The following is a 23,744-nucleotide window of genomic DNA, read 5'->3' on the forward strand; positions in this document are numbered from 1 at the left end:
ACAAAACTCACTATGTAAAAAAGTAATTAGCTTTACTATCGATGGATGAGCAATTGTGTAGTATATCGTTTGTGATTCTCGGCGAGTTTTTACCAAGCCGTCTTTTCTCAATCGAGCTAAATGCTGCGATAAACTCGACTGGCTCAAATCAATAAAACCATTAAGCTCTGATACCGACATTTCTTTCTCACCTAAATAGCAAAGTATCAATAATCTATTTTCATTACTCATCGCCTTCAGTAACTCAGCGGCTTGAGTTGCATTACCACGCATTTCAGCTATGTCTATTTGAGTTTCATTATTCATCATTTGGGTCTTTATTGTCAGCAAAAAGTAAATATTAATTGATATTACATTAGATAGTGCTAATATAAAAGTACATTACATTTATCTAATATAATAACTTTTCAGTTAAGGATCCCTTTTGAATTACACCAGACTGCTGCAACTCGCTATTGAGAAACCTAAACTTGTTTACACCTTAGTCTTATTAATGGTGGCAATTAGTCTGGCGATGATGCCAAACCTGAAAATAGATACCGACCCTGAAAATATGCTGAGCAGTGATGCGCCAGCACGTGTTTTTCATAACCAAACAAAAGCTGACTTTCAAATGCGCGATATGATAGTCGTTGGAATTGTTAGTAAAAATAGTATTTTTACTCCTAGTGCATTACAGGTTGTTGAGCAACTTTCAACAGAAATATTACAAATTGAAGGGGTTATTCAACAAGATTTATTATCCTTGAGTGTTGTTGACAATATTACCCAAGAAAAAAATAACCAAGGTGAAAATAACGGCATACGCTTTGAATATCTAATGAAGCAGGCACCGTCTTCACTCGAAGGCAGCTTAGCCATTCAACAAGCCGTAAAACGCTTACCTATGCTTAACAACACCATAGTTTCTGGAGACAACAAAGCGATAGCGATTTACGTGCCTATTCAAGCCAAAGACATGAGTTATAATATTGCCGAAAAAATTCGTACTATCAGTGGCAATTTTCCCGCAGAGTTGGTGGCTAATGTAGACTTTCATATCACAGGTTTACCTGTCGCTGAAGACCAATTTGGCTATGAGATGTTTGTTCAAATGGGTGTTGCAGCTCCACTTGCTGGTTTAGCTATTTTTGTTTTACTTTGGTACTTTTTTCGCAATTTTCCGTTAATAATTGCACCTATGGTGGTCGCGATGGCTACGGTGATTATAGTCATGGGCTCACTCATCGGTATGGGCTTTACTGTTCATATTATGTCATCAATGATCGCTATATTCTTAATGCCAATAGCAGTGGTTGACTCAGTTCATATTCTCTCTGAATTTGCTGAAAAATATAAAACAGGTGATGATGCCGGCGACGTTGTAAAAGGTGTCATGAAGCATTTATATACGCCAATGCTTTATACATCAATCACCTCTGCTATCGGTTTTTATTCGTTAATGCTAACCCCTATTCCGCCGGTAAAAGTCTTTGGTGCTTTTATTGGTACTGGTATTTTATTGGCATTCGCGCTGACAATTATTTACGTCCCTGCTTATATTTCTCGTTTAAAACCTGAAACTTTAGCCAAATTGCATGACGCTATAGTGCGTATGGAGAAAAAAGGCAGATTAGCCAATGTATTAGAACGGTTAGGCAGTTTTGCTACTCAAAAAACCAAGCTTATTCTTATCGGCTTTGTTGCCTTATTTTTAATTAGTATTGAAGGCGTTAGTCGTATTGAAATTAATGATAATCCTGTTAATTGGTTTAAAGCAGATCACGAAATAAGAATTGCTGACAAGGTGCTTAATGAACATTTTGCTGGTACTTATGATGCTTGGTTAGTGTTTAACAATAACGAGGGTGACAATAACGGCGAGGTAAAAAAATTCAAAGAAGTTCTGGCAACGTTTAACGCTGATTCAGCTAGCGCTAAAAAAATTCATACCTTTATAAATAACGTTAACTCGGCTAAAAAAGAGTCATTATTCAATCAGCATTTGTTGGTTTTATTAGATGACTTAACGTTTTCTGCCCCTGATAAAGACCAGATTATTATTGAGCAGTTAGTCAATATTGCTGATAGCGCTTTCAACGACAGCAAAGTATTTCTAGACCCCACGTTATTAAACTGGCAAAGCGACTTTCAACAAGCGTTACTAGCTACAGGTTTAGTTGGTAAAAGTAATGGCTTGGCTGATATCGTTAAAACGGTCAATCGTGAACTTTTCTCCGGTGAAGATAAAGACTTTACTTTGCCTGAAACAAGCAATGGCGTGGCGCAAACATTATTGCAATATCAGTCGTCACATCGTCCACAAGACTTATGGCATTTTGTCACTAAAGATTACCAAAAAAGTCTCTTATGGTTGCAAATGACTAGTGGCGATAATCAACACACCACCAAAGTTGTTAACTGGACAGAAACTTACATTACCAACAATCCAATGCCAAAAAATATTAGTTATCAATGGGCAGGTAAATCTTATTTAAACATTGTTTGGCAAGATGCGATGGTAAATGGAATGATCGACAGCCTATTGTCTTCATTTGTCATCGTTTTCTTGATGATGGTTTTACTGTTTCGGTCTTTCAAGTACGGTATTTTAGCCATGTTGCCGCTAACACTTACTATTTCGATGATCTATGGATTAATTGGCTGGATAGGTAAAGACTATGATATGCCTATCGCGGTGTTGTCGGCGCTCACATTAGGACTATCTATCGATTTTGCCATTCATTTTCTCCAACGTGCACAAGAATTAGAGAAAGAACTGGGCAGCTTAACACAAGCATTAACCGCAATGTTCCAAGAGCCAAGCCGAGCAATTTCACGCAATGCAATAGTTATTGCGGTTGGTTTTACCCCATTATTACTTTCACCATTAATGCCTTATATTACCGTTGGTTTTTTCCTGGCGAGTATTATGGCGCTATCGGCGTTAGTTACTTTAGTGCTATTGCCGGCATTAATGACCCTTTTTGCTGGTAAGCAAAACCTAAAAACTGAACAACTATAGGATATAAAGATGAAATATTTATCAAAACTATTGATACTGGTCTGCTCCCTTTCAAGTTTTGTTGGCCATGCTGGCGATCTAACCGATGCTAATAAAATTATTACTAAGGCAAATTTAGCCTCATATTATTCTGCTGATGATGGTAGTGCCCAAGCCCGTATGATTATTGTTGATGCGCAGGGCAATAAGCAGATGCGACAATTTACCATCTTGCGTAAAGACCAAACCGATTTAGGTAACCAAGACATTTTAGTGTTCTTCTCTCGCCCCACCGATGTCCAAGGTACGGTATTTCGTGTAGTTAAAAAAGTCACAAGCGATGACGACCGCTGGTTGTACTTGCCAGCACTAGATTTAGTAAAACGTATTTCAGCCGGTGATAAGCGTACTTCTTTTGTTGGCGCACATTTTTTTTATGAGGATGTTTCAGGCAGAAACCCCGCAGAAGATAACTTTACCCTGTTAAAAACTGATAACAACTTTTATACGATCAAGGCTCAGCCTAAAGATCTAAACAGTGTTGAATTTGATCATTATATTGTCAGTGTTGATAAAAACACTTTATTACCGATGCAAGTTGACTTTTATGACAGCCAAGGTAAAAAATCACGTTCTCTGCAAGTATTAAAAACTGAAGTTATTGATGGTTTTACCACGGTTATGCATTCAAAAATAACTCAACACTCCGATGGTAGCTATACTGAAATGCAATTTAGAAATGTTAAATATAATGTTGGCTTACCCAATGATATTTTTTCTGAGCGCAGTTTACGTAACCCACCGAAAGAGTGGTTAGATTAATAAGCTAAGGGTGATCGTATGAGCTCATCCTGACCCGTTTTAGCTGCTGAAATTAATTCAGTATCGTGATTATTATGAGTCTTTATATCGCTTAACAAAAAATGGACAAAATTATTGTGCAAAAATCAGTAAAAAATTTCTTTTTTCTAGTGACCAGCCTCTGTGTCGGTAGCGCAAGTTTTGCCGCTAATGTTCTCGCAAACGAAACAGATAATTGGGGTGATGAGTGGAGCGAAGCAGCAGTTTCACCTTGGAAGTTTTCAGGTTTTGTTGAAGCAGGTTATGGCTATTTATTACAGGATAATATTGTTGAGTCAAACGCATCATTAAGTGAAATCACCACACGCATTAATCTTGATTACAGTCATGAATCTTTTGAGCTGGTTTCAAAAGCAGAGTTAATTTATGACGATGTATTAAAAGATACTTTTTTGCAAACACGCGAATTAAATATCCGTTTTAGCCCCTCTGATAAAACAGATGTTAAGTTAGGTCGGCAAATTCTGACATGGGGTACCGGTGATTATATTTTCCTTAACGACTTGTTTGCAAAAAACTGGCAATCATTCTTCTCAGGACGTGATGACCAATATCTAAAAGCGCCTTCAGATAGTGCGAAAGGTACTTGGTATATTGGTCACTATTCACTTGATCTCACTTGGACTCCTGAGTTCACCCCTGATGTTTATATCACTGGCGAACGTTTTTCTTTTTATTCACCGCAAGGGCATGCCATAGTTGCACCCGCTGATAATTTTAGGGTAAAAAAAACCAATAAAGCACAATTTTCAGCGCGCCTTGCGACTAACAATAATGGCGTGGAATATGCCCTGTATGGTTATAAAGGTTTTTGGCCAACTCCCGTAGGTATTACAGAAGATAACAGTCAGCCATCACAAGCTTATTTTCCAGAAATGAATGCTTGGGGAGCCAGTGTTCGATTGTCATTAGCCGGCGGATTATTTAATGCTGAATATGCAAGTTATAACAGTATTGAGGATAATAACGGCACTAACCCTTTTATTGCGAATGGTCAAAATAGGTTTTTAGTGGCGTTTGAAAGAGAAGTAATTAAAAACCTGACCGCTAGCGTTCAGTTCTATGTTGAGCAAACCAAACATTATCAGCAATTTATTAGCCATTCTGCTACGCCAGCAACAGAAGTCGATGAAAACCGTCAATTATTAACCTTTCGCTTAACCTACAGAACATTGCAGCAAAAATTAATTTATAGCGTTTTTAACTTTTATTCTCCCACAGACAAGGATGGTTATCTTAAACCTTCAATAACTTATCGCTATAGCGATAAGTGGTTATTCTCGGCTGGGGCGAATTTATTTTGGGGTGAAGAAAAGTATACTTTTTTTGGTCAACATCAACAAAACAGCAATGCTTGGCTTAGAGTAAAAGCCCACTTTTAAATGACGCCAGCACTAAAGGCTCAATGTCTACAGAATTAATCTGACAATAACTTACAGTTTTTCAGCATATCCTAACAATTAGATCACTGAAACTTACCCGTAATAAGATGAGAATGGCTGTAAATCTTCTGTTGAGCTTATTATGAAAAAAATTATTATCGTCATCTGTTTTAACATTTTGTTTTCTTTGAACAGTTACGCAATGAAATCTAATGATTATATTATTTCTATTAAGCATGCAACTAACGACAGTGACTATTATTCAAGTGTTGGCGTAGAGGTAATTCATCGTAAACTTAATAGTTATTTAGGTTTCTCGGTTAATAGCTCAATAGGCTATGCAAGGGTTACCGATACCTTTGATTATCAACATGGTTTTATTGCATGGGAAGGCGGTATAAAAATAGGTTATTTTTCTAACTTTAGTCTTTATGCTGAATTTGGCGTTGATCTGCTTGAGCTTGCCTTTAATGATCGAAGTGACGATGACTATTCACATAGAAATAAGGGCTATAGTACAGATTTCGAAAATGATAACTTTGACCATCATTACAATGACAACGATTCAGATGGCTATATAGGGATTGGTAGTTCGATGATGATTGAGCAAATAAAAGTTACAGCATTTGTTCGTTTTCGTGAAATAAGTGGTTATAACTGGCAAGCAAAAAACTATGCCTTTAGCGGTATTGAGTTAGCGGTAGTTTTTTAATTAAATTACCATCGTTTGTTTGTTTGCTTGTTTCTTTCTTTTCTCTACGGCAAAATAGTCCCCATAGATATTTACAAATAATAGAGAAAAAAATGAGCGTAAATTCAGCAGCACAAAATCAAATAAAACAAATGCTAACCATGCAAGACGCGATGAATACTCGTGTTAGTGATACCTGGCAAGAAAATGGTTATGAGTGGTATCGCGCCATTTGGGTTGAGTGTGCTGAAATGTTAGACCATCACGGATGGAAATGGTGGAAACATCAAGAAATAGATATTGCGCAAGTGCAACTGGAGTTGGTTGATATTTTTCATTTTGGATTAAGCTTACGTTTAATGACAGGCGAAACCGTTACAAGTATTACTGACACCTTAGCAACAGAACTCACTGAAAGCTCAGGCGAAAAAGATTTTAAAATTGCCCTTGAAAACCTAGCGTCAGCCGCCGTTACTAACAAAAGTTTTGATGCGATTGCCTTAGCTGATTGTATGCGTTTGATGAATATGGACCTAGATGAATTATTTCGTCAATATGTTGGCAAAAACACCTTGAATTTTTTCCGTCAAGACCACGGTTATAAAGAAGGGACATATATCAAAGTTTGGCATGGCGAAGAAGACAATGAAGTATTAGCTAATTTAGTTAATACCTTAGATGCCAGTGCAAGTGATTTTCAGCAACAACTTTATGCAGCACTTGAGGCAAAATACCCAGCATAATTATTCGCTCAAAACCTAATAAAGACTCTAGATAAATAATAACTAGAGTCTTTTATCCCCACCCTTTTCCCATGCTCAAACAGTCTTTTAGCTTAAAATATACAGAATAAATTCTACTTTCCGAACGGTCATTAATACACCCCTTTTATATTAAGATCTATGGCATAAATGCTGCTTAATTAACGGTTATTAAAAGAATCTAGCAAAATTATGATCTGTGGCACAAATTCTGCTTATTCAACAGTTATTAAGAAGACCGTCAAGAATTTGAACCGCCGGAGCAGTGTATGGAATTAATTCTCTTTGCCATGATCAGCCTAATTGTTATTGTCGCTTTGTTAGCTAGCCGCTTAAACGACAATAGTTTTCCTTTTCCATTTGATAAAAAGCAAAGTCTTTTTACGCCAGCAGAGAAGAATTTTCAGAATTTGCTCGAACAAGCCCTTGGTGGTAAATACCGTATTATTAATCGAGTAAAACTTGCTGATATTGTCACTATTCGTCATGGTGTGTCGAACAGAGCAAGCCAAACAGCATCAGCGAATGCCGAAAGTAAATACTTAGACTTTGCTATTTGTGATCGTGAGAGTATGAAGCTATGTGGCGTTATTGATTTAGTTGATACCCAAGGTAAAGGCTATAAAATCAAAAAAGACTGGTTTGTCAGCGGCGCATTAGAAGCATCTTCAATTCCTCATATTCGTATTAAAGTGAAAACTAATTATACCGTTGACGAGATCCGCGCTTGTATTTACAGTCGACTTTTAGGAAACAGACCACCAGAGCCAAAAATTAAAGGAAAAATTATTCCTGCTCCCATGCTAAAACCTCGACCCAATAGAAATAGAGAAGAAGTTGGCGCTTTGTCTCCTATTGCCGCTCGTGCGCAATTAGGCTCATCAACAGGCAATGCTATGTCGCAACGTATCCCTGCACCGCAAGTAGCCGCATTACCTCATTAAACTCTACAATAAAATTAACTCATTATTAAAATAAAAAGTCAGCGATTTAAATCGCTGACTTTTTTGTTTTCCCTTAGATATAATTAACGTGCTTGGCAGTTTTAATGCCATAAAGGCTGAGAGTGGCAATGTGATCGTAATATATCGTTGACGTATAATCTTGTGCCTATTGAACTCATACATAGAAAGACAGGGTGTCTGAGAAAGGCCATCCTGAACATATACGCTCTTTGCCATCTCGGTAACTGCTCCTGCGTTACTCTACTTCCTACATCCATGTAATCACAGCACCGCGTTATACCGTTGACGTGCAAGGATGCACTAATGCCTAGAAAGACAGGATGTCTGAGAAAGGTCATCCTGAACATATACGCTCTTTGCCATCTCGGTAACCGCTCCTGCGTTACTCTACTTCCTACATCCATGTAGTCACAGCACCGCGCTATACCGTTGACGTGCAGGGATGCACTAATGCCTAGAAAGACAGGATGTCTGAGAAAGGCCATCCTCAACATATACGCTCTTTGCCATCCATGGCACCGCGCTATACCGTTCATCCTGAACATAAATATACGACATCTGGGAATCTTCACGTTATAATTGTTTTATTAGATGTTATCAACGAATTGGAAATAAAATGAAAGCAGGAATAATTGGCGCAATGGAGCCAGAAGTTGCTATTTTAAAAGCAAAATTAACTCATGCAGTAACAACCGAACATGCAGGTTATACCTTTTATCAAGGGCAACTCAACGGCAGTGATGTCGTTATTGTACAATCGGGTATTGGTAAAGTGGCTGCTGCCTTAGCAACCGCGATTTTAATTGATAAGTTCCAGCCTGACTATATTGTTAATACTGGCTCTGCTGGTGGTTTTGAACAATCACTAAAAGTAGGCGATATTGTCATTAGTTCAGAAGTTCGCTATCACGATGTCGATGTTACCGCTTTTGGCTATGAGATTGGTCAGTTACCAGGCAATCCAGCTGCCTATATTCCTCACCCGACACTCGTTAAAGCCGCACAGGCAGGTGTTGCTGAATTAGAAAATATCCAGACCTTACTGGGTTTAATCACTACCGGCGATACCTTTATGACTGCTGATGATGATATTGCTAAAGCCCGCGCTAACTTTCCGACTATGGCCGCGGTTGAAATGGAAGGAGCCGCAATTGCTCATACCTGTCATCAATTTAAGGTGCCTTTTGTGGTTATTCGTTCTATGTCTGATATAGCAGGTAAAGAGTCTCCTACCTCCTTTGAAGCTTATTTAGAAACAGCTTCGGTGAATTCATCTCAGTTAGTTGAAAATATGCTCGACGCATTGCAAGGTAAAAAGTTAACTTAAGCCCTAAGTTTAATCGATACCAACTCCACTAATTTTGTGAGCTTGTTCGCGCAAGGAGAATATATCAAGGCAAGGCTGACGATTTTCTAATCACTGGCTATAGGCGTTGAGTGCGCCGCAGGTTTGGAGTATTTTAACCCGCATAAGTGAGCAATAATTTAATGGAATGGCTATAAATATGACTGCTAATAATCTAACAAACTTAATTGATATCAGCCCTTTCGCCTATTCAGTTGTCATGCTTTACGGTGTTATTTTGGTTAAGCTTTTTACTGGCTATTTAGCGAGTCATCAACCCTTAAGGTTTTTTCGAATTTTTTGCGATCAGCTCGCCAAAAAAGTCAATAAAAGTAAGAATACTGACCGTCAGCGTTTTATTTCTGGTTTAATTGCTATTGTAGTTAGCCTTACGCCTATAGTCATTATTCTTTGGTTATTTGAAGCTTTTGTTGAGGCCACCTGGCTTTGGCAGGGATTTTTACTTTATCTTGCCTTAGGCTGTTTACAACTAGGAAAAACAAGTAAAGAGATTGCCAAGTTAATTGTCGCCAACAAAAATTTCGAGGCTAAACAGTTATTAAACCCCTGGCTGTTGCGAAATACCGAACAGCTTTCCTCTTTAGGCTTAGCAAAGAGCTGTATTGAAATGTTATTGCTTCGAGCGGTGCAAAATCTATTCACTATTAGCTTGGTATTTTTACTTTTTGGTCCGCTTACTGCTTTAGTTTGTCGATTGCTTATTGAGATGCATTACAGCTGGAATAACAAACAAAATAGTTTTCAACCTTTTGGCGACAGTGTTGCTTTTATTGTCAACATTATACAATGGCTACCTAGCCGTATTTTTTCATTAATCCTGCTGTTTGGTTGTATTGGCAAAAATTTCGTTTTATTTTTTCGGTTAAATCGCCGCTACTTTTTTCAATTAAATAATAGCTATGTGCTCAATTTATTTGCCTTGTCATTAGAGGTTAAACTTGGTGGTGTGGCTATGTATCAAAATATAAAATTACGTAAAACAAGTTACAACGATCACGGAAGGCAGCCTCAAGCTACTGATATTATTCATGCCAGCAAACGTATTAGCCAAGTGTTCTATTTTTGTTTTCTATTTTTAACACTACTGACATTATTTATTTACTCGTTCAATATCAATAGGTAACAAACATGTATGAACTTCTTTACTGGTTAGATTTATTTGGTATTGTTGTCTTTGCCTTATCGGGTGCATTAATGGCGGGGCGGTATAAGCTCGACCCTTTTGGTGTTGTCGTATTAGCCGCAGTGACAGCGATTGGCGGCGGTACCATCCGCGATATTACTTTAGATACGCCAGTATTTTGGGTTGCCAATCCCATTTATCTTTATGTTATTTTATTAACTGCAGTGTTAACAATTATCATTATTCGCCGTCCTAAGCGTATTCCAAAGCGCTTTTTACTGATTGCTGATGCATTTGGTTTAGCATTATTTGCTGTTTTAGGAACTGAGAAATCATTAAGTTTAGGCGCTCCTGTATTTGTTGCTGTTGTAATGGGCACCATTACCGGTGTTGCTGGTGGGATGATCCGTGATGTTATATGTAATGTTATTCCAATGATCTTACAAAAAGAAATTTATGCTACTGCTGCGATCTTAGGCGGCTCTTTGTATGCGTTATTTCGATACTTAGCTTGGCCAGAAAATATCGCCATCATTTCTGCAATTCTTGGCGCATTAACGCTGAGACTAGCCGCTATTTATTGGCGAGTTTCACTGCCAGCGTTTCATATTGTTGAAAAAGAAGAAAGTAAATAATGCCAGCTCAGTGCTTTACAGATGTCGATAAGTTGTTTGTTTCTGTTAGATAATTAAGAGATACTAAAGACTAATTTTTAATCACTTTATGATTTCATTAAGCGACTAAGCCATTAATAACACTCATCGAACTATTTTATGACTGATAAAGATAAAATCATTGAAAAACTATCCAACAAAATAGTCATGTTAACTCAAGAAAATGAGCTTATTAAAGATGAACATAAAAAATTAACTGAGTACTTATCCGCGGCTCTAGATAGAACTGGTTTATTTATCTGGGAGCAACACATACCTAGTGGGCAGTTAAAAATATTAGATCAAGCGTTTGGTAGCATGTGCGGTTTTGAAACCAATGAAATTGAATCAACAGTATCCTCTTGGAAAAACAACTTACATCCAGATGATAAAGAAAAAGTTATCGCTGCATTTGAAGAGCATTTAGCGGGAATAACACCCTACTTTTATATGACTTACCGTATGAAGCACAAGGACGGAGGTGATGTATGGGTATCTGATCGCGGTAGGGTTATTGAATTTGATGATGATAATAATCCTTTACGTATGACAGGAACACATACTGATATTACCCAAGAAAAACTTTATGAATTAGAGTTAGCTCAATATGCTAATTTAGATCCGCTCACTAATTTACTGAACAGAAAAGCCCTTCAACATAATTTTGAAGTCTACACTAACACCAGTAAATATTGTGGTGGTGCCTTATTTTTTATTGACTTAGACGATTTTAAATCAATAAATGATATTTACGGACATAAAGTGGGCGATAAATTACTGCTGCATGTTACCAGTAACTTTGATGCCTTAGCACCAACAGACGCCTTAATTGCCCGATTCGGAGGTGATGAATTCGCGATTATTTGTAAAACAACCGATAGACTAGCCCTTGAATTATTAGCGCAGTCGATCTTAACAATATTAGCTAAACCCACTGAAATTGAAGGGATAAAAATATCAATTAATTTAAGTATCGGGATATGCGTTTTTGAAAAAAATAATGAAAGCTTTGCCAATATCTATGAGAGAGCTGACAAAGCGATGTACTCGGTGAAACGAAAAGGCAAAAATCATTATGCCTTTTGGGACGAAGACAAAGAAAGTTAAACGTCGAATTCCTCTGTTTAAGCCTCCATTCCCCAGCCATCGTTATAGCCATTATACTTTGCAGCAAGTTGTTCAAGCTGTGCTTCTTGCGCGACAATCCCATCGTAGCAAGGTAGCATTTTTACAGTGCAATCTAAATCCCAAACATTAGGTGTTTCATCAGGATGAATGACTAATTCCATTTCAGGTGCATGTTCTGCTAAATAATCAGCCATTGCTTGGGCTTGTTCTTTTTTTTCGAACAATTGAAAAAACACGACGGGATGAATAATAGACAAATCAATACCAGCATCTTGCATTTCAGCCAAAATTTGGCCTGTTTCATCATTTGGAAAGGTCATAAAAGTTATTATCTGGGTAAAAAGTACTTCATTATAAACCGCTATTTTCTTCAACTCCACAGGAGAGTTAATTATTAATGTTTGAGTAGCTGCATAAATTATTCTGACAACTCAATTGACTCTTTGCGGGGTAGCGAGGACACCTTGCCACTGAACTCGACTCACCTGCTGTTTTCGCTAATAAAGAGGCGCCAATGGTATTAATAGCAAAGGCACATGTTAACTCTCCAAAGGTAATGTTAACTAACACACATTGTTTTTTTGATGAGCAGGTTAAATTTTCTAGCAATATTTTTTGTTTGACCGAGACAAAGGTTTTACTTGTTAATGTATTCGTCTTGGCAGCAACGTTAACAAGAGAGGTTTCAATAACCGTGTTAAGCTTGTGTTTATTTCTTTTTTCTTTGCTTTTTTGAGCAGCCCTTTCCTGATCAAGCTGATGTTTTAAGTGCGTTGTTGCTATTTCATGCTCTTTTAATAAATACCCTAAGCCTAATAAAATAGTAATAAAAATCACTACGGCTATCAGTGTTATCGTTAACCATTTAAGCATTGTTAGCTTTACTTGCATCACGAGAATGAGGATATTTATCTATCATCGCATCAATAGCCCGGTAAATTTTCAATTGAGCCTCTCTACTATTATCGGTTTTAGCATTAATTTTCAAAGGGTAAACACTTCGCCAAACTGAACGTTTTTTTTCAGGGTCAAGTACATCAATAATTAAACTTCCCGGTTTAGTTTGCCACTGTTTTTTGTCCGCTTGCGCTTCACCGCCACGCAAACAAAGAGAACAATAAAGCACCCCTTTATTGTAGGTTAATAATTCCTTAGTGTTTTCATTAACAAGATGATAAGTAATCACAATATCAGCATCATCTAGCGTATTATAAATAAAACCATTCTTATCTAATACTTGCTCTATGGCTAATTCAATACTGTTACGCGTGGTATAACTAATATTTTGAAACTGGCCAAAGTCAGAGTTACGCTTATAAAAAGCGTAGCTGCTTACCTTTGAAAAATTAAAGTTAGTTTGATATTTTGAAATGGCCGGTTGGTATAATGTACAACCTGAGAGCATTAGTGCTGAAAAGCATAGCAAGGTTATTAAAAAAATAAGCTGAAAAGATATTGGCTGGCTATTTTTAATCAAGAATAAAAGGCATAGATAATGAAAAGGATAACTTTAGCCTACCCTGCTGAAAAAAAATTACAACTATTTGCGCAAGTAATAAAATAACAGCAGAGCGTTTTGTGTAAATAGCTTACATCAACACAGATAAATCAACTTGGGTAAAATTAATGACCTTACCACCAAATTCAGCTGCAAAGGTTTGCGCATCTTTTTGTTTACTAAAACTTGCCAGCGTTTTACCCATCGCACCTGTTTTAATTGAGCCAGCAACAAACCATGCGTTGCGGGCATCAATAAAGTATTGGTCATTTGGTGTTTTCCACGGTGATTTACTCATATCGTGTACTAATATGGTGGTAACATTTCGCTTATTCTCAGGGTCTAAGTAAAAGCTAAACATATCGCGAGTCGAGCAAAACTTTTTCACACTATCGCCTTCCGCTTTAGTAAGACCCTTTCTAAATAATTCCCCTTTAGGACCACTAAAGTTTGAAATTAACATCCCACACAAATGACATTCATCGGCCGTTTCTATCGCCACGGCTTCATGTAACGATTGGGCGACCTCGTCATTTTTAGAACACGCAGACAGCAGTGCTGCCAACAATAGGGTTATCAATAAAAGGGGTAAGCTAGGCTTTAAAATATTCATTAGAGTGTTTTTTTCCTAAAAATAAAAATGGCAATAATGATAGGTACCATGACCCATGCCAGTAAAATGCTAAATAATTGCCCTTGTGACAGACTCGATTTTATTGCAATCGCTAAAGCGCCATTAACGTCACCACTATCAAGGCCGGCAAGATTTACTAATCTAAATATATCGGCTGGATTTAGCATCATTAATTGGGTAAGTCCCTGCTGGCTAATACCTTGTTCCACACCGACCAATAACGCCAGCAACGCTAAATCAAAAACTAACGCAAAGAAAAACCAAGTGATTAAAGCAAAACCCGCTGCTTTTGATTTTTCACTTACCGATAAACTGATCAAATAAGCGATGGCAGTAAAACTTAAACCTAATAAAACAGCACTCCCAATAAAGGTAGCAAAAACCTTAAAAACGGCACTGTCGTTTAGTTGATAATATAAGATTAGCGCCGACGAGCCAAAGCCCAAAAGGGTTGCAAGTGCAATAATACCGCCTTGTCCTAAAAACTTACCTAATAACAGTTGGCTTTTACTTAAGGGATAAGTCAACAATAATAACAAGGTGCCGCTTTCTTGTTCACCCACAAAACTGTCGTAACTGAGCAGTAATGCAATGAGTGGAATAAGAAATACCGCTAAACTGGCCAGACTCGCTATCGTTGTTGATAAAGAGGTTACGCCTACTGTCCCTGACGCTGCAGCACCAAAATAGGTCAAACCAATAGACAAAATAGCAAAAATAACAGTAATTGACACTAGCCAACGGTTACGTAAACCATCATGAAATTCTTTGTTGGCAACGGCTAATATTTGTTTCATTAGCGGGGCTCCTTAACGGTATTTTTATTATCGACATGTTCAGCTAAATGGCGTGATAAATAAAATTGATAAACTTGCTCTAAATTGGCCGAATCAACTCTGACATCTTTAATCGCTTGATAACTCAGTAACTGACGCAAGGTCGCTAATTTATCTTGCTCAGGTACCGTCAGTAAATCACTATGATTTTTATCTACTAAAAATTTAGCCAATTTAGGATCGCCTTGAAGCGAACCATTTAAACCTTCAACTTTGATGGTTACGGGCAAGGCGGCGGCTTGGCGTAACTCTTCTAAAGAGCCCATAGCAAGCACTTTGCCGGAAGATAATATCATCGCTCGGTCAATATGTTGTTCAACACCGGGTAAAACGTGTGAACATAAAATAACACTGGTTCCTTGGCTTTTTAGATCATCAACCGTTTTATAAAAATCAGCGGTTGCCATAGGATCTAAGCCAACAGTGGGTTCATCAAGCAACAACAGAGCTGGATTACCGATAAAAGCCTGTGCTAACCCTAAACGTTGCCTCATTCCTTTTGAATACGTTTTAACTTGCCGCTTCATGGCATGAGCAACCCCAACTTGCTCGAGTAAAGCCATTGCATGTTTTTTGTCAAAGCCCTTAAGTTTAGCAAAATAACTAAGCACTTCTAAACCGGTTAATTGCTCATAAAAACTAACATTTTCAGGTAAATAACCAATTTTAGCGCGCATGTGCCAAGCTTCTTTAGAATCTGGTGCCATCCCCATCACTTTAACATTGCCATGACTTGGCGTAATAACGCCAAGAATAAGCTTCATCATGGTGGTTTTACCCGCACCATTATGACCAAAAAGTCCTAAGACTTCTCCCTGTGAAAGTTGCATATCAACAGAGTCTAGTGCTGTTAATTTGGGATATTTTTTACCCACGTTAGTTAGTTTAACCAGAGGTGTTTTGTCTGTAGTGTTCATCAATTTATATCCTTAATGCTCTGCACGTTGCACAACAGCAGATTGATTATCTGCCGTGTCAGTTTTTAGTGCCTCGGCATTAATCTTTTGTACCCTTGAGAAATTTTCATCAGTATTTCGGTGATGTGGTGAGGACATCAACGGAAAACTGTCTTTCACACCGGGTGGTTTTAGTACTGGAAATTGACGTTGCACCCATCGCAGAATAATAATCGCGGGGCTGTCCATTAGCATTTTCATTTCTGGGTATTGCCAAACTAATTTGTCGATACCATCGTTTGGTTCAAACATAACATCGCCAATGTTATCGTTATTCATATCCCAGCCGAGGTAATTACTCCAGTAATTACCTTTACCCGCTAAGCTCCACTCTTGCTTTTTATTGGAAACGTACTTAACTTGTGTCGGGTTATTAATAAAACTGTTACCGTAAATTTTAATATTTTCTGAACCAGCCGTTAAATGAATGCCTATTTCAGCGCCTTCGACAAGATTGTTTTTTAAAGTGTTATAACCTGAATTATAAACAAAGAGCCCTTTACCATCACGGCCTAATACTTTATTTTCAGGCTTTGTCCAAACACGTTTAACAATATTATTGCTGATAGTTGACTGTGTTATATAATTAAATAAAAAACCATAATCTTCACTGTCTATCGTTGTATTCCCGCTGATAATTAATCGCCTAGAGCTCATTAGCGCATAGCCAGCTCGCGTGTTATAAGCAAAATTATTAATTACCGAATTGTCGTATGAATACATATAATGAATGCCATATCGTAAGTCGTGCAGAGTATTATTTTCTAAAATATTCTCTTGACTAGAAATAATATAAAGCCCATCACGGGTGTTAAATATTTCATTTCCTCGGACTTCAGCATGTTTCACGATAGAAAGCTGAATACCGTTACCTCTATCGGCTGAGCGTAAGCTCAAATTACCTTCAACAGTATTATTAAGGACTTTTATATGTTCGCTTTTTTGTAACCAAATACCAAAGCCATCACCTTTAAGCTTGTTGTTTTTAATCACTATATGGCTGGATTTTTTTTCAGAATAAATAGCAGAATGTTGCTCAGTAAGGTTACTTCCCCAATTAACTATGGTGAGATTTTTTATGGTGATGTTAGAGTTTTTCAGTAGCAAAGCATGACCATCACCTTGCGCATCAATAATCACTTTGCCTAAATCATCACGCTGGGCTGAAAGTGTAATCGAATGTTCAATAATGAAGTTGCCTAAATAACGACCGGGAGTAAGAATAACAACATCACCATCAACGGCTTTATCAAGCTGTTGTTGTAAATTATCTTGTGGCGTCAGCTTAATATTTTCAGCGCAAAGCGGCTTAATAAAAAGACAAAACACACTAATAAATATAAACACTGATTTGCATTTTACCAAGAGACAACCACCAAAAATCAATAATATTTGTAAGTAAAAAAAGCATATCACCTTTTAATGATATGCCCTTGATCTGGATTAACTTCGTTAAACGTTAAGTCTATTAAAACTAAAATGTACTTAACTTAGTACTAAGCTTCAACCAACATACGACCGCGCATTTCCATGTGTAATGCATGACAGAACCAATTACAGTAATACCAATAAACACCGGGTTTATTTGCCATAAAAGTAATAGAAGCAGTTGCTTGTGGACCAATTTCCATTTGCGCGCCGTGATCAGTCATACAAAAACCGTGGGTTACATCTTCTACTTGGTCGAGGTTAGTGACGATAACAGTCACTTCATCACCTAATTTCACTTTAAATTCAGTCATACCGTAAGTTGGCGCGATTGAGGTCATGTAAACGCGTACTTTTTTACCATCACGAATAATTTTGTTTTCAGAGTACACATCTACGCCATCACGTTTTGCTATAGCAATTGTTTCTGCAAACATTGGATCCGTACGAGGCCACAATTTTAATGGTTTCATTTTAGTGCGGTGTACCATCATACAATCATGTGGTTCAGCAAATGCAGGTCCATCGTGAACAATTTTCATTTCGTCACCTGAAATGTCAATTAATTGATCGTTTTCTGGACGTAAAGGACCAACAGGTAAAAATCTGTCTTTAGAAAACTTACATAAAGAGACTAACCATTTACCATCAGCATCACGTGTTTCTCCCATTGTTGTATGGTTGTGACCGGGTTGATAATGAACATCTAGTTTTTGACGAATATAGTTCACTTTCTTACCATTGTGGGCATCAATAGCATCTTGAACATTCCACTTAGCAATTTGGCTATCAAGAAATAATGTTGTGTACGCATTACCTTTGTTATCAAATGCGGTATGAAGTGGGCCTAAACCTAATTCTGGTTCCGCAATAATCGTATCACGTGGTTTAATTTCATCAGCGAATAATGCATCTAATTTTTTAATTGAGATGATTGAAACGGTCGGTGATAATTTACCGTTAGCGATGAAATACTCACCATTAGGTGACGTGTTCAAACCATGTGGTGATTTAGGAACCGGAATATAACGCGTTAATTGAGAGCCTTTACGACCATCTAAAACAGGTACATTGTTGCCATTATAAGTTTTGAATTTACCTGCCTTAACTGCAGCTTCACAACGCGCTAGACTAAATACAACAACATGATCGCGTTCAGATGTGATCATTTCACCCAAGCTCATCCCCATTTCTGAGTTGTAACATGTAGATGCAAAATATTTTCCATCATAGTCAGCGTCGGTGTTATCTAAGTTACCATCAACGATGACTTGGAAAGCCATTTCCATCGTTTCCGCATCAATCACGTTATATATTGAACGATAAGTACTTACATCTTCTAAAGAGGCTTTACCATCATTGACAATTGGCACCTCAAACTCGCCATTACATACGATGTATTTTGTATAGGGTACTTTTTGTACACGTAAACCGTGAATTGCTTGTGTATTAGGAACGGTAAGCATTTTATCCGTTTTCATCACATCACATCGAATGCGTGCTACACGTGTATTTGATTTATCGTTAATGAAAACATATTTACCGTTATAACGACCGTCAGTCATACTCATATGAGGGTGATGCGTATCGCCAACCATAATATTGGCACTATCGCCTTTAATACGTTTAGACTCGTTTGTTAAGCCCCAACCAGTCGCACTATCAATGTTAAAGACAGGAATACGCATTAACTCACGCATTGATGGAATACCCATAATACGTACTTCACCAGATTGACCACCTGACCAAAAACCATAATACTCATCTAAATCACCAGGATGAACAAACGGATCACTGCCGGCATCTTTAGCACGAGCTTGTGCCATTGATGAAAACATAGCTGCCGTCATTGGAGCAGCAACAACACCAGCACCTAATATCGCTGTTTTACCAAAAAACTTACGTCTACCTTCGTTCTCTAACTCTACGTTATTAGAGCTTTTATCGTCATTACTCATTACTTTTCTCCATTATGGTTAATTTTTTTAATATTGATTCCAACACTTGTTTGTATGCTTTTATTTACTTGCTAACCGACATTTACTGCTTCTATTTCTGTTTCTTTATACTTTGCTTTTTTGCGTGCTAATTTTTTCAATGGTGGGCATTTCTCATCGTTAAAGTAAGTGACTTGGCAGTCGAGACAATAGTGACACTCGCGCATATTGATCACGCCATTAGGGTCTATCGCTTGAATTTCACACTCTTTAGCACAGGTTTTACAAGGCTGACCACATTCAGGGCGACGACGTAACCAGCTAAATAAACGAATACTATTACTGGTTGATAATGCAGCGCCTAATGGGCACAAATAACGACAAAAGAATTTGCGATTAAAGATATTGATAATCAAGAGTACTGATGCATATAAAACAAATGGCCATTCTCGATCAAACTTTAATAAGAACGTTGTTTTAAAAGGTTCAACTTCAGCGAAATGTTCAGCCAGTGATAATGATTCCATCGACAAACCAAAAAGTGCTAATAGAATCAGATATTTAATGGCCCATAATCTTTCATGCACGGCCCAAGGTAATTCAAATTGTGGTATTTTTATGTAGCGAGCAAAGATATTCATCAACTCTTGTAAAGCGCCAAATGGGCACAACCAGCCACAATAAACCGCCCGGCCCCATAAAATCATGGTAACGGCTGCCGCTCCCCATAAAATAAATATAATCGGGTCGAGTAAGAATAAATCCCACGAAAAATCAGACATTAAGGCTTGTAAGAAAGTAAATACATTGACCACAGACAACTGGCCACCCCATGACCAACCAATAAAGACGACAGTAATAATCAAAAACAAATGACGGAAGTTGTGCATAAAAGTTGGGTGGCGTACCAATATATCTTGAAAAAACAAACTCATGACAACGATAGCAAGTAAAATAATCAAGATAATGACTTCAGCTTCTTTCTCTTGCCAAACTTCTTGAATCAAGGTTAACTCTGGCTCAGGATAAATAAGAGCTGGACGGTCAACATACTTATCTAATGTGTGATAATCGCCTTTGAAAGAGGTAAATAAGCTATCGACTGCGCCTAATTGGCGGCGAACAAGTAACTCCACCTGCCAATCAACACCGGGGTTAAACTGGTGCTCGGCACGGACAATAAATAATGACATTTCTTTAAATCTAGGTGCGCCAGCAATATAAAGATCAGTAACACGGTTATGATCTAAATCACGAAAGGCAAAGGCTTCGTTATTTTGTAGTATTTGAATACGATCAAAAATACCGCCACGCACATAACCCGACCCTTTATAAGAATAGCCATTTCCCAGCATAATAATGGCATGTTCACCCTCTTTAAGGCTTGCCATTAACCATTGATATTCACTATCGCCTAATAAGTTACGACCCACCGTTGGGATATCAGCCTGAGCAAAGTAAATTTCAGCAAACAGCTGTTGTTTCTGCTCTGCACTTGCTTCATCAACATGCTCAACTCTAGTCCCCGCAAACGCTTCATCAACTATTTTTCTATTTAAGGCTAATTTTCGAATGGAGCCGTCACCAAGAAGTCCTTGCCAATCAAGCTTTTGATAGACATCTGGGTATATTCTGGACATAGGTTGAATAATGTCTTGGCTAGCTTTAATAATACCTAAAGAACGAGCGACTTTTGTTGCCGCTTTAGTAATTGCTACATTCATCACCATGACAGTAACAGTTGCACCAGAAAGCCCATCGATATGAATAACGCCTTCCTTGTTATTGCCACCGACCTTTAATCTGTCACTTACGTTTAAACCATTATATTGATCAGCAAATTCATACAGTTTACTTTCAGGGATGCCAGCAAGAATAATAGGTTCATGATGCTCTAGAACTTTAGCTCCCAAATAAACACCTGCTGGGCTAATGGCGACTAACATATTGACTGGCTCACCAGAATAAGCTGGCATTTTAGCTAAGTCGTTTGTTTCAAAAGCATAGCCAATAATGTCTTTGTCTTTATATATGGTCCAAATTAACGGTTCACCTTGCTTATCTGATATTGATGTTGCTTCTGGGAATATTTCATGGATAAGTGGAATAGGGTCTTTAGGCGGGCTAACAAACAAAGCTTGTGCAGGCATTACTACAGATAAAAATATCGAAAGCATTAATAGCAAACTGTTAATTTTAGATGTCTTTACTCTATTCTTAGCCATGACTTAACATTCTTTTATTTAATTTTAATTCAGTAAACCTAAAGGTACTACTGCGACAATATGTCGCATATATTACGCTCACGGTTAAACAGTGATCTGATGTAGATCAATAAACAAAAGAAAAATAACCCTCCAAAATATAGGGTTAAAGAAACATTAGTATCAGGAAAGGTAACAACTAGCGTCGTAGAATATCTGCAGTGGCTGTAGAGTGATAACGGTGGTGTTTCAATTTAGGTAATCGATAATCGAGGTTAGTTTAGGGGCAGAACTCTACTGGCAGCGGATAATAATGACGATGATGGTTATGGTATCAATGGTGGTTATGGCAGCAATGGTGTCATTACTAGCAATACTAGCAATACTAGCAATACTAGCAATGCAGAATAAAAGTTAGTTTAGAAGCAGAACTCTACTGGCAGCAGATAAAGTCGACAACTAGTATCACTATCGTATATTGATATCTGGTGTAGTATTAATGTCGCCATCTTCGCTTATAGTTGCTGGTGTACCATTTTTTAAAACAAGAACAGCAGTACTGCCACTCGATGTAAACCGGGTAAAGCGGAGTTCATAGCCATATTTAGTTAAACTTAGTGCAGCAAAACGTTGAGCTAACGTTAATTTTTTCCAATTATTATCAGATTCAAACTCACTGTCATCAAAATATTGTCGCCGTTCGATTAAATTATTTCTCTCGGGTTTATTTTCCATAGTGCGGCTCAATACTGTATTTAATATTTGGTTCAACAAAATAACAACTCGACAACTTTAATGAGTGGGATTTATCGGTTAACAACCTTAACTCGACACTTAAATTAAGCACAAATTATTCCAAGATTAAAATACTGTTATTTAACAACGAACTGGAGATAAAGCATTCTGTACTTACGACTAGATTTAGCGTTAGTGTAAAAAAAATTGACGAATAATTATTAAGCAATCATGCTGGATTTTATTACTGAGATAATAAATAAAAGTCATTATGATTTTAGCGTAAAACACCTGACTCTTTAATGCACTGATAAAAAAGCCAGTAATAAATACTGGCTTATACATAGGTTATAAATATGTGAGGTTATTTTACTGTTACTTTAGCAAATTTACGTTTGCCAACTTGGTAAATAGCCGTAGTCCCCGAAGCAATACGTAACTTGCTGTCGGTAATTTTTTCACCTTCAATTTTAGCCGCCCCTTGCTTAATCATTCGCATGGCATCTGAAGTACTCGCTACTAAGCCCGCTTCTTTTAGTAGGTTAGCAATAGCGATGTCACCACTGTCATCGGCTATCTGAACTAATTTATCCTCAATTTCATCAGGCATTGCGCCTTTTTGAAAACGATTAATAAATTCTTGATGTGCCGCCTCAGCCGATTCATCATCATGAAAACGAGCAATTAACTCTTTGGCTAAATCGATTTTTACATCGCGAGGGTTCATTCCTTCAGCAATTTTTGTTTTATAGCCAGCAATTTCTTCCATTGGCTTAAAACTCAACAGTTCATAATAGCGCCACATCAATACATCAGAAATAGACATTATTTTACCAAACATTTCTGTTGGGCTATCCGTTATACCAATATAGTTATTAAGCGACTTAGACATTTTCTGTACACCGTCTAACCCCTCTAAAAGAGGCATCATTAAGACCGTTTGCGGTCGTTGCCCCTCTGATTTTTGTAATTCGCGCCCCATTAACAAATTAAATTTCTGATCAGTGCCACCTAGCTCAACATCAGCCTCTAAGGCTACAGAATCCCAGCCCTGAACGAGAGGATACATAAACTCATGAATGGCAATAGATTGACCGCTGGTGTAACGTTTTTTAAAATCATCACGTTCCATCATACGGGCAACCGTCTGACGAGATGCCAGTTTTAACATACCAGCAGCGCCTAACTTATCCATCCAGGTAGAGTTAAAAGCAACCGTTGTTTTAGCTGGGTCTAGAATTTTAAAAACTTGTTCTTTATAAGTTTCAGCATTTGCCAGCACGTCTTCTCTTGTTAACGCTTTACGCGTAACATTTTTACCGGTTGGATCACCTATCATGCCAGTGAAGTCGCCAATTAAGAAAATAACTTCATGGCCAAGTTGTTGAAACTGACGCAACTTATTAATTAAGACCGTATGACCTAGATGCAAGTCTGGTGCTGTAGGGTCAAACCCTGCTTTAATTTTTAGTGGCTTTCCCGTTTTTAATTTTTCTAGTAATTCACTCTCTAGCAAAATTTCTTCTGCACCACGCTTAATTTCAGCAAACGCTTGGCTGACATCAGTCATCGACTTAGCTCCAAAAAATATAATCATAATTTA

The 23,744-nt window shown here is 37.6% G+C and carries 22 protein-coding genes; 10 read left to right on the forward strand and 12 right to left on the reverse strand.

Features of this window, described 5'->3' with window-relative positions; all coding sequences use genetic code 11:
- On the reverse strand, window positions 1-306 hold a 306-nt coding region (locus tag H4J69_RS14535), incomplete at its 3' end, for a metalloregulator ArsR/SmtB family transcription factor (RefSeq protein WP_083277999.1).
- 118 nt (window positions 307-424) lie between these two features.
- Here H4J69_RS14535 and H4J69_RS14540 point away from each other — a divergent pair.
- The 10 genes from H4J69_RS14540 (at window position 425) to H4J69_RS14585 (ending at window position 11,892) form a co-directional block, all read left to right on the forward strand.
- The gene (locus H4J69_RS14540) at window positions 425-3,004 is read left to right on the forward strand and encodes an RND family transporter (RefSeq protein ID WP_259367761.1); all 2,580 of its coding nucleotides are present in this window, start codon (window positions 425-427) and stop codon (window positions 3,002-3,004) included.
- Between the two features lie 9 nt (window positions 3,005-3,013).
- Complete coding sequence (locus H4J69_RS14545; protein WP_182244797.1) at window positions 3,014-3,805, forward strand: outer membrane lipoprotein-sorting protein; 792 nt, start codon at window positions 3,014-3,016, stop codon at window positions 3,803-3,805.
- A gap of 116 nt (window positions 3,806-3,921) precedes the next feature.
- The gene (locus tag H4J69_RS14550) at window positions 3,922-5,226 is read left to right on the forward strand and encodes a hypothetical protein (RefSeq protein WP_182244796.1); all 1,305 of its coding nucleotides are present in this window, start codon (window positions 3,922-3,924) and stop codon (window positions 5,224-5,226) included.
- Between the two features lie 142 nt (window positions 5,227-5,368).
- Window positions 5,369-5,938, forward strand: a complete 570-nt coding sequence (locus H4J69_RS14555; protein WP_182216784.1) for a hypothetical protein — start codon at window positions 5,369-5,371, stop codon at window positions 5,936-5,938.
- A gap of 92 nt (window positions 5,939-6,030) precedes the next feature.
- Window positions 6,031-6,660 (forward strand): dUTP diphosphatase, encoded by a 630-nt coding sequence (locus tag H4J69_RS14560; protein WP_182216782.1) that lies wholly within the window; start codon window positions 6,031-6,033, stop codon window positions 6,658-6,660.
- A gap of 287 nt (window positions 6,661-6,947) precedes the next feature.
- Complete coding sequence (locus H4J69_RS14565; protein ID WP_182216781.1) at window positions 6,948-7,622, forward strand: DUF2726 domain-containing protein; 675 nt, start codon at window positions 6,948-6,950, stop codon at window positions 7,620-7,622.
- Between the two features lie 637 nt (window positions 7,623-8,259).
- Window positions 8,260-8,970, forward strand: coding sequence for a 5'-methylthioadenosine/S-adenosylhomocysteine nucleosidase (gene mtnN, locus H4J69_RS14570; RefSeq protein WP_182216779.1), 711 nt, complete (start codon window positions 8,260-8,262; stop codon window positions 8,968-8,970).
- A 178-nt stretch (window positions 8,971-9,148) separates the two neighbouring features.
- Window positions 9,149-10,132, forward strand: a complete 984-nt coding sequence (locus H4J69_RS14575; protein WP_182216777.1) for a cobalamin biosynthesis protein — start codon at window positions 9,149-9,151, stop codon at window positions 10,130-10,132.
- Between the two features lie 5 nt (window positions 10,133-10,137).
- On the forward strand, window positions 10,138-10,767 hold the full coding sequence (locus tag H4J69_RS14580) for a trimeric intracellular cation channel family protein (RefSeq protein ID WP_070375615.1): 630 nt from the start codon (window positions 10,138-10,140) through the stop codon (window positions 10,765-10,767).
- A gap of 138 nt (window positions 10,768-10,905) precedes the next feature.
- Window positions 10,906-11,892, forward strand: a complete 987-nt coding sequence (locus tag H4J69_RS14585; RefSeq protein ID WP_182216776.1) for a sensor domain-containing diguanylate cyclase — start codon at window positions 10,906-10,908, stop codon at window positions 11,890-11,892.
- 17 nt (window positions 11,893-11,909) lie between these two features.
- Here H4J69_RS14585 and H4J69_RS14590 read toward each other — a convergent pair whose 3' ends face one another.
- The 11 genes from H4J69_RS14590 to tyrS form a co-directional block, all read right to left on the reverse strand.
- Window positions 11,910-12,233, reverse strand: coding sequence for a ribonuclease E inhibitor RraB (locus H4J69_RS14590; RefSeq protein ID WP_182216774.1), 324 nt, complete (start codon window positions 12,231-12,233; stop codon window positions 11,910-11,912).
- Between the two features lie 67 nt (window positions 12,234-12,300).
- Window positions 12,301-12,786, reverse strand: a complete 486-nt coding sequence (locus H4J69_RS14595; protein ID WP_182216772.1) for a hypothetical protein — start codon at window positions 12,784-12,786, stop codon at window positions 12,301-12,303.
- Window positions 12,779-13,318: a DUF4136 domain-containing protein gene (locus H4J69_RS14600; RefSeq protein ID WP_182216771.1), complete on the reverse strand. Its 540-nt coding sequence runs from the start codon at window positions 13,316-13,318 to the stop codon at window positions 12,779-12,781. The genes H4J69_RS14595 and H4J69_RS14600 overlap by 8 nt, the downstream gene beginning before the upstream one ends.
- Window positions 13,319-13,502: 184 nt before the next feature.
- Window positions 13,503-14,024: a nitrous oxide reductase accessory protein NosL gene (locus H4J69_RS14605; protein ID WP_182216769.1), complete on the reverse strand. Its 522-nt coding sequence runs from the start codon at window positions 14,022-14,024 to the stop codon at window positions 13,503-13,505.
- On the reverse strand, window positions 14,024-14,842 hold the full coding sequence (locus H4J69_RS14610) for an ABC transporter permease (RefSeq protein ID WP_182244795.1): 819 nt from the start codon (window positions 14,840-14,842) through the stop codon (window positions 14,024-14,026). Before H4J69_RS14610 ends, H4J69_RS14605 begins: the two co-directional genes overlap by 1 nt.
- The gene (locus tag H4J69_RS14615) at window positions 14,842-15,798 is read right to left on the reverse strand and encodes an ABC transporter ATP-binding protein (RefSeq protein WP_182216766.1); all 957 of its coding nucleotides are present in this window, start codon (window positions 15,796-15,798) and stop codon (window positions 14,842-14,844) included. Before H4J69_RS14615 ends, H4J69_RS14610 begins: the two co-directional genes overlap by 1 nt.
- A 12-nt stretch (window positions 15,799-15,810) precedes the next feature.
- Window positions 15,811-17,178, reverse strand: coding sequence for a nitrous oxide reductase family maturation protein NosD (locus H4J69_RS14620; RefSeq protein ID WP_404842497.1), 1,368 nt, complete (start codon window positions 17,176-17,178; stop codon window positions 15,811-15,813).
- Window positions 17,179-17,333: 155 nt separating this feature from the next.
- Window positions 17,334-19,223 carry a TAT-dependent nitrous-oxide reductase gene (gene nosZ / locus H4J69_RS14625; RefSeq protein WP_182216762.1) on the reverse strand — a complete coding sequence of 630 codons (1,890 nt, stop codon included), beginning with the start codon at window positions 19,221-19,223 and terminating at the stop codon, window positions 17,334-17,336.
- 71 nt (window positions 19,224-19,294) lie between these two features.
- On the reverse strand, window positions 19,295-21,427 hold the full coding sequence (gene nosR / locus H4J69_RS14630; protein ID WP_182216761.1) for a transcriptional regulator NosR: 2,133 nt from the start codon (window positions 21,425-21,427) through the stop codon (window positions 19,295-19,297).
- Between the two features lie 447 nt (window positions 21,428-21,874).
- Complete coding sequence (locus H4J69_RS14635) at window positions 21,875-22,141, reverse strand: hypothetical protein (RefSeq protein WP_070375611.1); 267 nt, start codon at window positions 22,139-22,141, stop codon at window positions 21,875-21,877.
- Window positions 22,142-22,505: 364 nt separating this feature from the next.
- On the reverse strand, window positions 22,506-23,711 hold the full coding sequence (gene tyrS / locus H4J69_RS14640; RefSeq protein WP_182244779.1) for a tyrosine--tRNA ligase: 1,206 nt from the start codon (window positions 23,709-23,711) through the stop codon (window positions 22,506-22,508).
- Window positions 23,712-23,744: the final 33 nt, after the last annotated feature.

It is taken from the genome of Colwellia sp. BRX10-9 (genome assembly GCF_014077405.1).
Taxonomy (GTDB): Bacteria; Pseudomonadota; Gammaproteobacteria; order Enterobacterales; family Alteromonadaceae; genus Colwellia_A.